Annotated in this window: 11 protein-coding genes; 1 reads left to right on the forward strand and 10 read right to left on the reverse strand. The window is 61.2% G+C overall.

What is annotated here, in order from left to right:
* Positions 1-125 precede the first annotated feature (125 nt).
* The 6 genes from N0P34_RS11260 to aspS form a co-directional block, all read right to left on the reverse strand.
* Positions 126-524, reverse strand: coding sequence for a septum formation initiator family protein (locus N0P34_RS11260; protein WP_275603340.1), 399 nt, complete (start codon positions 522-524; stop codon positions 126-128).
* Between the two features lie 58 nt (positions 525-582).
* The gene (locus N0P34_RS11265; protein ID WP_275603341.1) at positions 583-1,554 is read right to left on the reverse strand and encodes a ribose-phosphate pyrophosphokinase; all 972 of its coding nucleotides are present in this window, start codon (positions 1,552-1,554) and stop codon (positions 583-585) included.
* 59 nt (positions 1,555-1,613) lie between these two features.
* Positions 1,614-1,904 (reverse strand): Dabb family protein, encoded by a 291-nt coding sequence (locus N0P34_RS11270; RefSeq protein ID WP_275603342.1) that lies wholly within the window; start codon positions 1,902-1,904, stop codon positions 1,614-1,616.
* The gene (locus N0P34_RS11275) at positions 1,901-4,186 is read right to left on the reverse strand and encodes an NADP-dependent malic enzyme (protein ID WP_275603343.1); all 2,286 of its coding nucleotides are present in this window, start codon (positions 4,184-4,186) and stop codon (positions 1,901-1,903) included. The genes N0P34_RS11270 and N0P34_RS11275 overlap by 4 nt, the downstream gene beginning before the upstream one ends.
* A 187-nt stretch (positions 4,187-4,373) precedes the next feature.
* Complete coding sequence (locus N0P34_RS11280; protein ID WP_275603344.1) at positions 4,374-5,990, reverse strand: EAL domain-containing protein; 1,617 nt, start codon at positions 5,988-5,990, stop codon at positions 4,374-4,376.
* A 156-nt stretch (positions 5,991-6,146) separates the two neighbouring features.
* Positions 6,147-7,937 carry an aspartate--tRNA ligase gene (gene aspS, locus N0P34_RS11285; RefSeq protein WP_275603345.1) on the reverse strand — a complete coding sequence of 597 codons (1,791 nt, stop codon included), beginning with the start codon at positions 7,935-7,937 and terminating at the stop codon, positions 6,147-6,149.
* A 179-nt stretch (positions 7,938-8,116) separates the two neighbouring features.
* Between aspS and rnd the strand changes: the two genes are divergently transcribed.
* Positions 8,117-9,286 (forward strand): ribonuclease D, encoded by a 1,170-nt coding sequence (rnd, locus tag N0P34_RS11290; protein WP_275603346.1) that lies wholly within the window; start codon positions 8,117-8,119, stop codon positions 9,284-9,286.
* Between the two features lie 9 nt (positions 9,287-9,295).
* Here rnd and N0P34_RS11295 read toward each other — a convergent pair whose 3' ends face one another.
* From N0P34_RS11295 to N0P34_RS11310, 4 genes are read right to left on the reverse strand one after another with little or no spacing between them, the layout of a single operon-like run.
* Positions 9,296-10,834 carry a Ppx/GppA phosphatase family protein gene (locus tag N0P34_RS11295; protein WP_275603347.1) on the reverse strand — a complete coding sequence of 513 codons (1,539 nt, stop codon included), beginning with the start codon at positions 10,832-10,834 and terminating at the stop codon, positions 9,296-9,298.
* Positions 10,835-10,836: 2 nt separating this feature from the next.
* The gene (locus tag N0P34_RS11300) at positions 10,837-12,996 is read right to left on the reverse strand and encodes an RNA degradosome polyphosphate kinase (RefSeq protein WP_275603348.1); all 2,160 of its coding nucleotides are present in this window, start codon (positions 12,994-12,996) and stop codon (positions 10,837-10,839) included.
* Positions 12,989-13,714: a hypothetical protein gene (locus tag N0P34_RS11305; RefSeq protein ID WP_275603349.1), complete on the reverse strand. Its 726-nt coding sequence runs from the start codon at positions 13,712-13,714 to the stop codon at positions 12,989-12,991. Before N0P34_RS11305 ends, N0P34_RS11300 begins: the two co-directional genes overlap by 8 nt.
* Positions 13,704-14,795: an AI-2E family transporter gene (locus tag N0P34_RS11310; RefSeq protein ID WP_275603350.1), complete on the reverse strand. Its 1,092-nt coding sequence runs from the start codon at positions 14,793-14,795 to the stop codon at positions 13,704-13,706. Before N0P34_RS11310 ends, N0P34_RS11305 begins: the two co-directional genes overlap by 11 nt.
* Between the last annotated feature and the right edge of the window lie 47 nt (positions 14,796-14,842).

The following is a 14,842-nucleotide window of genomic DNA, read 5'->3' on the forward strand; positions in this document are numbered from 1 at the left end:
TTGCGCGCCATGTAACACTCCGGGTGATTTGAATGGGGAGCCGCAGGATCAGTCTGACCCTCGGCGGCACTATAGCGCAAGCGAGGGTCCGGTAAAATCGTGCCGGACCCACATATAAACAACACTTAGAGCGTTGAATCTGCTTGAATAATTGAAATTAACTCAGAGTCAATTAATTCTTGGAATTTACCGGAAATCGGTTTACCGCTCACCGGATCCACCATCACCAGTGTATCATTGGCATGCGCCATGTTGAGCAGCGCGCGGGCGCGCTCCGTGACGATGTCGGGGTCGAGGTGACGCGGATTCATCAGCGTTGCCCTATGCTTAAACGCGTCGATCTCGGCCTGGAGAGACGCCGAGCGGTCCTTGAGGACCTGAATGTCAGCATGAATCTGCTCGCGACTCTCAATCCCGAATTGTCCGCTGATCGCGGAAAAGCCGAGATAGGCCTGGAAGGCGAGCAACATGCCTGACAGTGCGAGGGGGCGCCAGAATGGGGGACGTTTGAGACGAGTGGGCATAAGGGGACCGGTCCAAGGACCCCCAACATGCCACGAACAGGATTAATAGGGGGTTTCCCTATTCCGCCGCGACACGCTCCACGCGCGTTTCCGCATCGAACAGCGCGCTGACCGATTCCCCGCTGTTGATCCGTCGCATGGCTTCGGCCAGCGCCGGTGCAACGGACAAAATCGTCAGTTTGTCCGAATGCTGGCGGGCGGCGTTGGGGAGCGTATTCGTGCAGACGATCTCGCGCACATCCGGCTCCGCGGCGAGGCGCTCGACGGCGCCGTCCGCGAATATGCCGTGCGTGCAGGCAACGCGCACCGACCGCGCCCCGTTGGCCCGCAAATGCCTGAGCAACTCGACGATTGAACCGCCGCTGGCGATCTCGTCATCGAGAATGATCACGTCGCGCCCGCGAACCTCACCGATGATCGCCGAGATCCGCACCTTGGTGTCGGTCAGGCGCTCTTTCGCCCCCGCCGCCACCGGGACGCCGAGCCGTCTCGCAAAGGCGGCAGCGGTCTTGGCATTGCCCAGATCAGGCGAAACGACGACAGCATTGCCGAGATCTTGCGCCTGAAAATGCGTCGTGAGTTCATTGAGCGCATGCAGGTGATCGACAGGCACGCTGAAAAACCCATGCACCTGCGGGGAGTGGAGGGTCATGGTCAGGACCCGATCGGCACCGGCCGTTTTCAACAGATCGGCAACAAGACGGCCACCGATTGAGATACGGGGTTCGTCCTTCTTGTCCGAGCGCGCATAAGAATAGTGCGGAATGACCGCAGTTATGCGTGCCGCCGACGCCCCGCGCGCCGCATCGAGCATGAGCAGAAGCTCGACCAGATGATCCTGCACTGGCGCGCTCAAAGTCTGGACCAGAAAAACGTCCTGCTCCCGGCAATTTGCCTGCAGCTGGACTTCCAGGCAGTCGTTGGAGAAGCGTTTGACGCGTGTCGCATTGAGCGGCACGCCCAGTTCGGCGCAAATCTCTTTGGCAAGTTCGGGATGGGCGCTACCACTGAACACAGCGATCTGGCTCATCGGACTTCCTCGCCTAAACTGGGGACGTTTCCTCGGGCAGCACTTAGCACTGCTATCCGTTACAGCGCAACGTAGTCGATCTCCTGGAAGCGTGCCACTTCCGGCAGCCAGCGGTCCCTCACGAAGGCCACATGGTCCGCATGGGCGTTGTAGAAATCGTATGCGGCCTGGTCGGCCAGCTCCATCGAAAAGCCAAAGGCATAGTCGGCCTTTGGACTGACCTGGCGGAGCCGCTCGAAGTTCTCGACGCCCGGAATGGCGGCGAGAATTTTCGCGTCACGCAGGAAGGCCGCCTCCTCCGGCGAACCGGAGGGGTGCTTGAGTGTGAAGACGACGGTGTGGCGGATCATTGCTCTGCCCCCACGGCTTCGTTGGCGGCAATGGCGGACATGTTGACGATACCGCGGCTGGTCACCGAAGGCGTCAGGATATGCGCCGGCGACCGCGTTCCCATCAGGATCGGCCCCACGGACAGCGCATTGTTCATCTCCTTGAGCAGCGTCATGGAGAGGTTGGCCGCGTCGAGGTCCGGGAAAACCAGCAGATTGGCTTCGCCGCGCAGCGGTGTGTCCGGAATATAGCGATCGCGCAGAACCTCGTTCAGGGCCAGATCGCCCTGCATCTCGCCCTCGAGGATCAGGTCAGGAGCCGCCGCCTTCAGCTTGGCGTAGACTTCGCGCATCTTGTAGGCGCTGTCGCCGTCCCGCGAACCGAAATTCGAGTAGCTCAGCAGTGCCGTGCGCGCCTCGATATTGAAGCGCTTGAGATGATTGCGTGCCTGCAGCGTAATCGCCACCAATTCGTCGGCACTGGGGTTCTGATTGACATAGGTGTCGGTCAGGAAAAACGCGCCGCGTTGCATGATCAGCATGGACAGTGCCGACACATCGGTCACCCCGTCCTGAAGCCCGATGATGGAGCGGATGTCGCGGACGTGCTTGATGTAGCGTCCCTGCAGGCCGCAGATCAGCGCATCCGCCTCGCCGCGCTTGACCGCCAGCGCCCCGATGACCGTGGTATTTGTGCGCACGATGGTTCGTGCCGTCTCGGGCGTCACCCCGTCGCGCCCGACGAGTGAGTGGAAAAGACTGACATAGTCGCGATAGCGCGGATCGTCTTCGGGGTTGATGATCTCGAAGTCTCGGCCTGGCTGGATGTTGAGCCCGAAGCGCTCGATGCGCGCCTCGATCACCGCAGGACGACCGATCAGAATTGGTCGCGCAATGCGTTCCTCGAGCAGCACCTGGGTGGCGCGCAGCACGCGTTCGTCCTCGCCATCGGCAAAGGCGATGCGCTTGTTCTTGCCCTGCGCCTTGTCGATGATCGGCTTCATCACGAGGCCAGACCGGAACACGAAGCGGTTCAGCTGGTCATAATATGCATCCCAATCGGCGATCGGCTTCTTGGCGACGCCCGATTCCATGGCGGCACGCGCCACGGCCGGCGCGATCCGCAGGATCAGCCGCTGGTCGAAGGGATTTGGGATGATGTGTTCGGCGCCATAGACGGCCGGCTCGCCCGACGGCGACACCTCGAGGCCCGGCTCATGCGCCAGCTTGGCGATAGCCCGCACAGCCGCCAGCTTCATCTCCTCATTGATCGTGGTTGCATGCACGTCGAGCGCACCACGGAAGATGAAGGGGAAGCAGAGGACGTTGTTGACCTGGTTCGAATAATCGGAACGCCCGGTGCAGACCATGGCGTCGGGCCGCACCTGCTTGGCCACTTCCGGCATGATTTCAGGATTGGGGTTCGCGAGCGCCAGAATCAGCGGCTTGGGTGCCATCTTTTCCAGCATTTCCGGCCTGAGCGCACCTGCCGCGGAAAGACCAAGAAACACGTCCGCGCCCTCGATCACCTCGGCCAGGGTCGTGGCGTCGCTGGTCCGGCGGAATTGGCCGCGCCATTTGTCGTTGACGTCGTTGCGCTTGTGGGTAACGAGGCCATCCTTGTCGGCGACCCAGATGTTCTCATGCTTGGCGCCCAGCGCTACGAGCACGTTCAGGCAGGCGATGGCCGCCGCCCCTGCCCCCGAGGTGCAGATCTTCACCTCGTCGATGCGCTTTCCGGCAAGCTCCAGCCCGTTGAGCACCGCGGCACCGACGATGATTGCCGTGCCATGCTGGTCGTCATGGAAAACCGGGATCGGCATGCGCTCGCGCAGTGCTTCCTCGATTTCGAAGCAGTCCGGTGCGCGGATGTCCTCAAGATTGATCCCGCCGAATGTCGGCCACAGGGGCGCCACGGCATCGATGAATTTCTGGGGATCGAGTTCATCCACCTCAAGGTCGAACACGTCGATGCCGGCAAATTTCTTGAAGAGAACGGCCTTGCCTTCCATCACCGGCTTGGAGGCCAATGCCCCGATATTGCCGAGACCGAGCACGGCGGTGCCGTTGGAAATAACAGCGACAAGGTTCTGTCTGGAGGTATAGCGCGCTACGGTAGAGGGATCGGCAGCAATTTCCTCACAGGGAGCCGCCACGCCGGGGGAATAGGCAAGCGCCAGGTCGCGCTGGTTGCCCAGTGGCTTGAGCGGCTGGATTTCGAGCTTGCCTGGCTTGGGAAACTCATGGAAATGCAGAGCCGCCTCGCGCAATGCCTTGCGTTGCTCATTGACGTCGTTCGACACGCAGATTCTCCCGGCAGTACCGACGCAAAAGTCCTCCCGACCAGTCTGGTCGGTCTCCCATAGGACCATGCGACCTATTGAGCGAAGACCCCGCGACCTGGTTCGTAAGATCGCTTCGGGTCATGATGATGGGCAGTTAGGTGCCATCAATTGACGCGCTTGAAAAGGGGCAAGGCCCCAATGGCCATCAAGCGGCGTTTACAGGGACGGCGTCGGGCCGAGATCCGAATTTGCTGGGCCGAAGCGAGGGCGAAGAATCCAGTGCCAGCGCCAGTTCCCTGAAAGCCCCGATCTTGAGCGCCGGTGCGAAAATGAAGCCCTGCGCCTGGATAACGCCGTGTGAGCGCAGGTAGATCGCCTGTTCTTCCGTCTCGACACCTTCGGCGACGATTTCGCAATCGAGATCGCGTGCCATCGCGATAAGCCCGTCGAGTACAGGCACTTGCGTGGTGCCGGGCTTGATCATGTCGACGAAGATGCGATCGATCTTGATGACGTCCACGCCCAACGTAGCGATATAGGCCAGATTCGAGTGGCCCGTTCCGGCGTCATCCATGGCGAGGCGGGCGCCGAGCGCATGCAGGCCGGAAATCACGCTGTTGACCGCCGCCGAATTTTCCAGCGGACGGCGCTCGGTGATCTCGAACACCAATTGATCGTAGTTGATGGCAGAATTGCCGAAAATTGCCTGCACGTCGTCCACGATGCCAACGTCGCGGAAATGGCCCTCGAAGAGATTGATCGAGATTTTCATGTGCGGCATTTTTTGGCTGAGTTCGCTCAGATCGTACCGCACCTGCTGCATCAGCGAGAGGGTCATCGGCACGGCCAGCCCGGAGTTTTCGGCATAGTCGATGAAGACGCCCGGCGGAATCACGTCGCCATTGGGCTTTTCCCAGCGGCACAGCACCTCGCAGCCGATCAACTCGCCGGTGCGCAGATTGATGACGGGCTGATAATAGGGCTTGATCTCGTTGCGCCCGATGGCGCGCTCGAGGTCGAATGCCGGGACCCGCGACTTGCGCGCATACCACAGCGCGAGCAGAAGAAGACAGGCGCTGGCAAAGCAGGCGATCACGGTAAAGACGACGTCCAGATCCGTGTAGCCCGCGCGGGCCGAGTTGAAGGGCAGCGCAAATTGAACCTTGATCGGCAATTCGCCGGCATAGCTTTGCGCGCCCAGATATTCCTGCGAGCCCTGCGTCCGCGTGTAATCGGCAACGGCGCCCATCTCGATGACAGGAAGGCCACTGGTCAGTGAAATCCGGACCATAGAGGCGGCACGAAGATTGGTCTCCAGCGTCTCCTGGGTAACACCCAGAAGCGGCACGAAGACCGACACGCGGCGCATGCCCGACAGCGTCTGGGTGACCTTGATGGCGGGCATGCCCATCTCGGCGAATTGAACGATGGTGATCGTCTCGGTGAGGCCGGGAACAGGCAGCGCCTCGGACAAGGCCGAGTGCGTCACTTCGCGCCCATAGGCGTCGCAATATTGAACGCCATCCATATTTTCGACGAGAACCTGCTTGATCGACAGGCTGTTGGCGATCGCCCGCTGGGCATATTGGGAAAAAGTCGGGGTGCACAGGGATGGGATGTCGGCCACGATCTGGCGCAGCGCCGTCACCGCGTCAGCGACATTGTTATTGATCTCGACGCCGATCTGGCTGACCTGCTGTTGCAGTGTCGCGGTTTCCCGATAGCGGACGTAAGCATCCAGCAGATAGTCGACGGAAAAGATCGGCACGAAAGCGAGGAGCGCGCCGAGGACCATCAGAAGGTGCGAATACTTGGACTTCACCCGGGGACTCTCGCGCGTTTGCAGGCTATCTCCTTGTTAACGCTGCAAACTTAAAGAGCCATTAACAGCTGTTAACAGCGCGCCCGCATCCTGCGGAGAGCCCATAGAAAAAGGAGCGAGCCAAGGCTCGCCCCTTGATCAAATTGCAGCGGGGCCTCAGGCCTTGGGATTGAGGCGAATGCCCAGTTCGCGCATCTGCTTGGGGCTCGCCGGGCTCGGTGCACCCATGAGCAGATCTTCCGCCTGCTGGTTCATCGGGAAGGCCGTGATTTCGCGCAAATTCTGCACGCCGCAGAGCAGCATGACGATGCGGTCGATACCGAATGCGGCGCCACCATGCGGCGGAGCGCCGTACTGGAACGCACGATAGAGACCACCGAACTGCTCTTCCACTTCGGCGCGCGACTTGCCCGTCAGCTCGAAGGCCTTGATCATGGTCTCGGGCTCCTGGTTACGGATGGAGCCGGAGGCAATTTCAAAGCCGTTGCAGACGGCGTCGTACTGATAGGCCTTGAGCGAGAGCGGATCGGCCGAATTCAGCGCCTCGATCCCGCCCTGCGGCATGGAGAAGGGGTTGTGCGCGAAGTCGACGCGCTTTTCCTCTTCGTCCCACTCGTAGAATGGGAAGTCGACGATCCAGCACAGCGCGAACTGTTCGGTGTCGACAACACCCAAATCGGTGCCGACCTTGGTGCGAGCTTCGCCGGCGAACTTGTAGAACTTTTCCGGGCGACCGGCGACGAAGAACACCGCATCACCGTCCTCGAGGCCAAGCTGGGCCTTGAGAGCAGCCGTGCGCTCTTCGCCAATGTTCTTGGCGATCGGGCCCGAACCGGCACCGTCCTTGAAGAAAATATAGCCGAGGCCCGGCTGGCCCTGGCCCTGTGCCCAGGCGTTCATACGGTCGCAGAAGGCGCGGCCGATCGGCTCCGCGCCCGCCTTGTTCTTGGCCGGGATAGCCCAGACTTCGACCTTGGCATCGGCTTCGATCTGGTTGGCGAACACCTTGAAACCGGATCCTGCGAAATGCTCGGTAACCGCTTGAATTTCAATCGGGTTCCGAAGGTCAGGCTTGTCCGAACCATATTTGCGGATAGCCGTGTCATAAGGAATGCGCGGCCAGTCCTTGGTCACGCGCTTACCTTCGGCGAACTGTTCGAACACCGAGGTGATAACGGGCTGGACAGTGTTCCAGACGTCTTCCTGCGTCACGAAGCTCATTTCGAGGTCGAGCTGGTAGAACTCACCCGGCAGGCGGTCAGCGCGCGGGTCTTCGTCGCGGAAGCACGGGGCAACCTGGAAGTAGCGGTCGAAGCCGGCAACCATCAGCAGCTGCTTGTATTGCTGGGGCGCCTGCGGCAGCGCGAAGAACTTGCCGGGATGGATGCGGCTGGGCACGAGAAAGTCGCGTGCGCCTTCGGGCGAGGATGCCGTCAGAATCGGTGTCGAATATTCGGCGAAGCCCTGCTCGGTCATGCCGTTGCGCATCGCCGCGATCACCTTGGTGCGCTTGACGATGTTGTTGTGCAGCTTTTCGCGTCGCAGATCGAGGAAGCGATAGCGCAGGCGGATATCTTCCGGATATTCCTGGTCGCCGAAAACCGGCAACGGCAATTCCTTGGCTTCCGACAGCACTTCCAGCTCGCGGATGAACACCTCGATCTGGCCAGTGCCGATATTGGGGTTCACGGCGGAAGCGTCGCGCAGCTTGACCTCGCCGTCGATGCGCAGGACCCATTCGGCGCGCACCTTCTCGGCAGCGGCAAAGGCCGGCGAATCGGGATCGATCACGAACTGGGTGAGGCCGTAGTGGTCGCGCAGGTCGATAAACAGCAGGCCGCCATGGTCACGGATACGATGCACCCAGCCGGAGAGGCGCACAGTATTGCCGGCATCGTCCGCCGTCAGGGCGCCACAGGTGTGGGTGCGGTAGCGATGTGTCGTCATTTCCATACTCGGATAGCAAAAAGGGCCGGATTCTCGGGCGGGAAAAGCGCATGGTGGTTGCCGCTTGTCAAGCATAACGGGCGCCGGGGACCCCGACGCCATTGGCGGAAATCGATGGTGGAGCAATGGCGCTTCACCTGCTAGGAAGAATATTGACGAATTTGAGACGGTAATCCCGCATGGACCTGATTGTTTCCACAGACGTGCTCAGCGCATTCTGCGAGCGCGCCGCCAATTTTGATTTCGTGACGGTTGATACCGAGTTCCTCCGCGAAACCACCTATTGGCCAAAGCTCTGCCTTATCCAGGCTGCCACGGACGATGAGGCTGTGCTCATCGACCCATTGGCGCCGGGTATTGATCTGGCGCCCTTCTTTGCGCTTCTCGCCAACCCTGCCGTGACCAAGGTGTTCCACGCCGCGCGCCAGGATATCGAGATTTTCGTGAAGCTGGCCGGTGCCGTTCCGCACAATATCTTCGACACCCAGATCGCCGCCAGCGTCTGCGGGTTCGGCGATAGCGCCTCCTATGACAGCCTCGTGCGGGCGATCTGCAAGGTCGAACTCGACAAATCCTCGCGCTTTACCGATTGGTCGGCCCGCCCGCTGTCCGAAAAGCAGCGCCTCTATGCCCTCGCCGACGTCACCTATCTCCGCGATATCTATCGCGAATTGCGCACGCAGGTGGATGCCACCAAGCGTTGGGATTGGGTCGAGGACGAGCTGACCACGCTGCGTAGCATCGACACCTATATCGTCCAGCCGGAGAACGCCTGGGAACGGCTGAAAATGAAGATCAGCCGCGCCCGCGACCTTGCGGCGCTAAAGGTCCTGGCCGCCTGGCGCGAGCGCCGCGCCCAGGAGACCGATCAGCCGCGCAGCCGAATCTTCAAGGACGACGTGCTCTACGAGTTGGCCGTGCAGCGCCCGCTCACGCCCGAAGCCTTCGACAAGCTGCGCGCCGTGCCGCGCGGTTTCGGCCGCAGCGCCGCAGCTGCCGAAATCATCAGTCTTTTGAAGGGTGTCGAAGGCCTCACGAAATCGGAATTGCCCGTCATGCCGGACCGTTATCGCGGCCCGTCGCCCAAAGGCGCCGTCGGCGATCTCATTCGCGTGCTGCTCAAATCCGTGGCCGAGCACCATGGCGTGGCCTCGCGCATTCTGGCCACTTCAGACGAAATCGACGCCCTCGTCCTCGATGACGATGCCGACGTGCCTGCGCTCAAGGGGTGGCGCCGCAAGCTCTTTGGTGAAAAGGCATTGGCCATCAAGCACGGCCGCATCGCGCTGGTCGCGACGCGCAAGGGTGTGCGCGAAATTGCCGTCGATGCGAACGAAGCGGCTGAGTAGCCAGTCGCTTCAGTCGACCTGCACTGCCGAATCGTTGTGCCCGGCGATATTTGCGAATTGGCTGAGCCTATTGCGCAGATGGTCGCCATTGAGGAACGCAAGATCTGCGGGAAGATGGAGGACGAGTTCGTCCTTGCCGCGGATGGAGAAGTGCGTGCGCGCCAGGATGCCCGGCATTGCCGCGGTCATCGGATAGGCGACGCGGAAGAGCGCGCCGATCAGCTTGGCACGCTTGGCAGTATCGCTTCCCGCCAGAGGCAGCAGCGACTGGGCCCATTTGCTCTTGAGCCCGTCATAGCGAACGGACAGCGCCTGGGCCAGATAAGCTCGTCCCGGATGATCCACGCCCGTCAACGAGCCATAGGCAACGGCGTCGACGCTCTGTTGGCCACGGTAATCGGGATGTGCGCGCCAACCGATATCGGCAAGCAGACAGACCACTTTGCGCAAGCGCGCTTCGGCGCTGCTCTCATCGAGGCCCGCAGCCTCCATATATTGCGCGGTGAATTCGATAAGGTCGTTGCCATGCGCCGGCGAGCGCGAGCGCAGGATCGATAATTCCTCGGCCCCCTGTAGCAACGGGTCGATAGCGCGCTCCTGGGGGTCGAGCATCCCATAGAGATAGCCCTCACGGACTCCGAGGGCTGAAAAGACAACGCTCTCGAACCGTCCGGCCTTGAGGATTTCAGCAAGGACGGCGGCGCCGAATGGCACCAGTTCCCGTCGCGAATTACTGACTTCGCTGGCGCCCGGATAGGACTTCAATGTGTCCGCTCCGACGATGTCTTCGCAGACCTTGATCATGTCGGCGGAAGGAACGACGTAGTCCTGCACCATGTGCAAGGGATAGTCTCGCAGCACCTGGTGGAGCTTTGCGAGCGAGCGCCACGTCCCTCCGATCGCGGCGAACTGGCTGCCGGGTGCAACCGTCGCGACGATCGAGTCCTTAAGCCTGTCGCGGGTGATCTGCGCGGCCTTTGCGGGTGAACCATCCGCATCGTCCTGGAGGCGGATGACGCCAAGCTCGAAAGACTGGCCGCTGGTATCGATGCCGTTGTCGATGGCGGAGAACTCGAGGCTCCCGCCCCCGAGGTCACCGACAACGCCGCTGAAGCCAGGAATACCTGCCACGACGCCGAGCGCGGCGAAATGGGCTTCCTGCTCGCCACTGAGGACGCGCACCTGGGTCTGCATGATTGTTTCGACGGCGGCGACAAATTCGGCGCTGTTGGAGGCGTCGCGCACCGCTGAAGTCGCCAGCACGTATATCTTGCCGACGCGCATAAGCCGGGCAACCATGGCGAAACGCTTCATGGCGTCGAGCGCCTTGGCGATATTGGCGTCTGCCAGCCTTCCGGTCTGTGCGATCCCGCGCCCCAGGGCGCAGGATGCCTTCTCGTTGTAGAGGGGCGTCAGCGCCCGGGCGTGGCGCTCATAGACCACCAGGCGGACCGAGTTGGAACCGATGTCGAGCACGGCCACCGGACGGGCGCCTTTTATGCGCCCCTGAGCCGTAGGATCGGCATCAACGCCCCAGAATTGTGTCAAACTCAGCCCTCGTCGCCTTCCCCTGCACTACCGCGACCGGACAGCGAAGGGTTGGTCATGAAGTAATCGTGCGCATTGAATGGCTCTTCGCCCTCGTTCAAGCGCACACGGTGCGAGCTGCCATCGGGCAACACTTCCCAGCTTTGCTGGTTGTCGCGAAGATAGGCAACCATGATCCGGTCCATGATCTGCTTATGCACGGTCTTGTTGAGGATCGGCACCATCACCTCAACGCGGCCATCCAGATTTCGTCCCATCAAATCGGCGGAGGAAATATAGACCAGCGCCTTGGGTGACGGCATGGTCTCGCCACGTCCGAAACAATAAATGCGGCTGTGTTCCAGGAAGCGGCCAACGACGGACTTCACCCGGATATTGTCCGAGAAGCCTGGAATACCCGGACGAAGGCAGCAGATGCCGCGGACGATGAGGTCCACCTTCACGCCGGCCTGGCTGGCGTCATAGAGTGCGTCGATCACCTGCGGATCGACCAGCGAGTTCATCTTGAGCAAGATGGAAGACGGCTGGCCGTTCCGCGCAAACTCGATTTCTTCGGCAATATTCTGCAGCAGCGTCTCGCGCAGATTGACCGGCGACACAGCGATGGTCTCGAGCTCGGTCGGTCTTGCATAGCCGGTGATGAAATTGAACACCCGCGCCACGTCCCGCGTAACCGCGGGGTCGATGGTGAAATAGCTGAGGTCGGTATAGATCTTGGCAGTGATCGGGTGGTAGTTGCCGGTGCCGATGTGGCAATAGCTGACCAGCTTGCCCTTTTCGCGCCGCACCACCTGGCTCATCTTGGCATGGGTCTTGAGTTCGATGAAGCCGAACACGACCTGCGCCCCTGCCCGTTCGAGATCGCGGGCCCAGCGGATATTGGCTTCTTCGTCAAAGCGCGCCTTGAGCTCGACCAGGCAGGTCACGGACTTGCCGGCCTCGGCCGCCATCACCAGCGCCTTGACGATCGGGCTGTCCGACGATGTGCGGTAGAGCGTCTGCTTGATCGCGACCACATCCGGATCGCGCGCCGCCTGCATGAGGAACTGCGCGACCACGTCAAAGCTCTCGAACGGATGATGGACGAGGATGTCCTTGGCCCGGATGGCGGCAAAGCTGTCGCCATTATAGTCCCGGATGCGCTCGGGGAACCGAGCGTGATAGGGCTGGAATTTGAGGTCCGCGCGCTCCACGTCGCAGATCTTGCGCGCATCGGCGAGGCCGAGGAAACCCTGCACCTCGAAAACGTCCGCTTCCTTGACGCCCAGTTGCTCGCCGATCTGGCGCTTGAGGGCTCGGGACATGGACCGTTCGATTTCAAGCCGGATCACCTGCCCGCGGCGACGCTGACGCAGTGCGGATTCGAATTCCACCACGAGGTCGGCCGCTTCGTCGTCGATTTCGATTTCGCTGTCGCGGATCACGCGGAAGGCACCCGCCCCCATGATTTCATGGCCGGGGAACATCTTGTGGAAGAAGAGCTTCACCAGCGTATCGATGGTGACAACTTCGGTCCGTCCCTCCGAGACCAGCCCGGTCGGCAGATTGATGAACCGGTCGAGATTGCCGGGAATGCGCACCAGCGCCGTCAGCATCTGGTCGTTGTTCGGACGCCGCAACTCAAAGGCCAGCGCCAGCCCCAGATTGGGGATGAACGGGAACGGATGCGCGGGATCCACGGCAATCGGCGTCAGGACGGGGAAAATCTCTTCCCGGAACAGCTTTTGCAGATAGGAGACCTGGTCTTCGCTCAAATCATCGGTTTCGTGGATCACCACGTTCTGCGCGAACAGTTCTTCACGCAGATTCTGCCAGTGATCCTGCTGCTCGAGCTGCAAATGCTGGGCGAGCGTTGCGATTTCGTCGAGCTGTTCGGTCGGTGTCAGGCCATCGGCGCTTTGCTTGGCGAGCCCTGCCCGGATCTGCCCTTTGAGCCCGGCGACGCGCACCATGTAGAATTCATCGAGATTGTTCGCTGATATCGAGACGAAGCGCAGGCGTTCGAGCAGCGGATGGGCTTCGTTGCCTGCCTCCTCGAGCACGCGCATGTTGAACTGCAGCCAGCTCACTTCGCGGTTGACGAAGCGCGCCGGGCTGGTGCGCAAGGCCTCTACATCCGGTACGGCACCCTCTGCCTCGGCAAAGTCACTAATCTCATTCATCGGCGTCGGCGTCCCAATCCTGTTGCCCACTCGGCCCGCGCTCCGCCTGTCGGCGCGCCAGGGCCTCTGTCGCTATACTGCGGGTGATCGCTGTCCCTCTGGCTAGGGCCAGGCGATCCATCAGGTCTGCAAGGATCCCCACTTCTTCCGGACTGCGCTCCATGCGCGCGACCAAATAGTGGATGATCTTTGGATCGACCTTGATCTGGCGGTCACCAAACAGCTTCGCGAACATGTGTGACAACTCGATGTCGTCGCTGACCTCCAGTCGAAACATCGGCGCACGACGCACTCGCGAACGCACATCATCGGTCGCCAGCGGCCAATGTGCAACCTCCTCGCGCGCCGTCAGCAGCAGCGTTCGATCGCCCCGCATGGCCTGATTGAGCAAATGAAACAGGCTCGGCTCGTCATAGGCGCCGCTATCGACATCCTCGATGGCGAGGGGTCCCTTGCCGTTCTCACCGGCAATCGTCGCGATGGTCTCGGGCGTGACGAAGCGCGCGCCGCTCCGATCGGCAAAAATGCGCGCCAGATGCGATTTACCCGAGGCGGCAGGACCGATGATCAGCGTGACCGCGTCGGGCCAATGCGGCCAGGCCGTTATTCGGGCATGGGCCAGCGAATTTCCTTCGCCGACCAGGAAGTCATCTTCGGCATGAGAGGGCTCGAGATGCAGGTCCAGAGGCAGTTGCCGTGGGCCGGTATCAGGGAGCAATCTCTTCATCCGCGGCATGGCCGTTGGTGCCAAGATAGAGGGTGCTTTCTTTGTATTTCCGCACGCCGTAACGCACCAGAACAGAGGCAATTGCCGCCATGGGGACGGCAAGCAACAGGCCGGTAAACCCAAACAGGGCGCCGAGAGCCAGCAGGGCAAACATCATCCAGACCGGATTGATGTTGATCGAGGACCCGACGAGCTTGGGATAGAGCACATTTCCTTCGATGAACTGCCAGAACATGAAGACGCCGAAGACCAGCGCGACCATCCACAAATTCGGCCAGAACTGCACCAGGGCGATGCCCACGGCCAGACCCAGGCCGACAAAGGCGCCCACGAACGGAATAAAGCTCAGGAGCCCTCCGATAATACCGACGGCCAGGCCGAAATTAAGGCCGATCAGCGACAGCGCGGTCGCGTAAAAGGCCGCGTCGAGCAAGAGGACCGAGCCCTGCCCGCGGATCACGCCGGCCATGGAGCTGTCAATGTCGCCCAGAATACCCTTGATCTCGGCCTTGTGGTCCCTGGGCATCAGATTGTCGATGCCGCGGATCATCCCTTCCCAGTCGAGCAGGAGGTAGAAGGCCACGACGGGCGCGACCACGATAAAGGCGACGACCGAGACCCCCGACATGCCGATGCTGACCAGTTCGGCCGGCAGGCGCGCGATAAACCCGAGCAGGTTTCGCGCGATTTCGTTGATGGCGCGCTCGACTTCGGCGGCGCGTTCAGGTCCGAGCCAGGCGCTGATCTCAGGCGAATATTGCGTCGCCAGATTCTGCAAATCCCTGAAAAGTGTCGGCGCGCGCTGGATCAGCTCGATGATCTGTTGGCCAATCACGGGCACCAGCATGAAGAACAGGCTGATGATGATGGCGAGGATCGAAAGCAGCACCACGACGGTCGCCCAGATGCGGCTGAAATGCCAGCGCTGCAACTGGTTGACGAGCGGATTGAGCAGATAGGCCAGCGCTGCGCCGACGACAAAGGGCAGCAATATGCCGCGGAAAATCCACAGCGAGAGGATCAGCACCGTAAAAAAGCCGATCCAGATCAACACTTGATTTCTAAGGTTCATGGCGCCGGGCGGCCCTTGCGTCTGTGTATCCAAGAAGCTATCAGCCG

The organism is Devosia sp. FJ2-5-3 (assembly GCF_029201545.1).
In the GTDB taxonomy this organism is placed as follows: domain Bacteria; phylum Pseudomonadota; class Alphaproteobacteria; order Rhizobiales; family Devosiaceae; genus Devosia.

Bases quoted from the DNA above. Each gene is read 5' to 3' on its own strand.
- N0P34_RS11260 (WP_275603340.1), bottom strand. From the start codon at position 524: ATGCCCACTCGTCTCAAACGTCCCCCATTCTGGCGCCCCCTCGCACTG.
- N0P34_RS11265 (WP_275603341.1), bottom strand. From the start codon at position 1,554: ATGAGCCAGATCGCTGTGTTCAGTGGTAGCGCCCATCCCGAACTTGCC.
- N0P34_RS11270 (WP_275603342.1), bottom strand. From the start codon at position 1,904: ATGATCCGCCACACCGTCGTCTTCACACTCAAGCACCCCTCCGGTTCG.
- aspS (WP_275603345.1), bottom strand. From the start codon at position 7,937: ATGACGACACATCGCTACCGCACCCACACCTGTGGCGCCCTGACGGCG.
- rnd (WP_275603346.1), top strand. From the start codon at position 8,117: ATGGACCTGATTGTTTCCACAGACGTGCTCAGCGCATTCTGCGAGCGC.
- N0P34_RS11300 (WP_275603348.1), bottom strand. From the start codon at position 12,996: ATGAATGAGATTAGTGACTTTGCCGAGGCAGAGGGTGCCGTACCGGAT.
- N0P34_RS11310 (WP_275603350.1), bottom strand. From the start codon at position 14,795: ATGAACCTTAGAAATCAAGTGTTGATCTGGATCGGCTTTTTTACGGTG.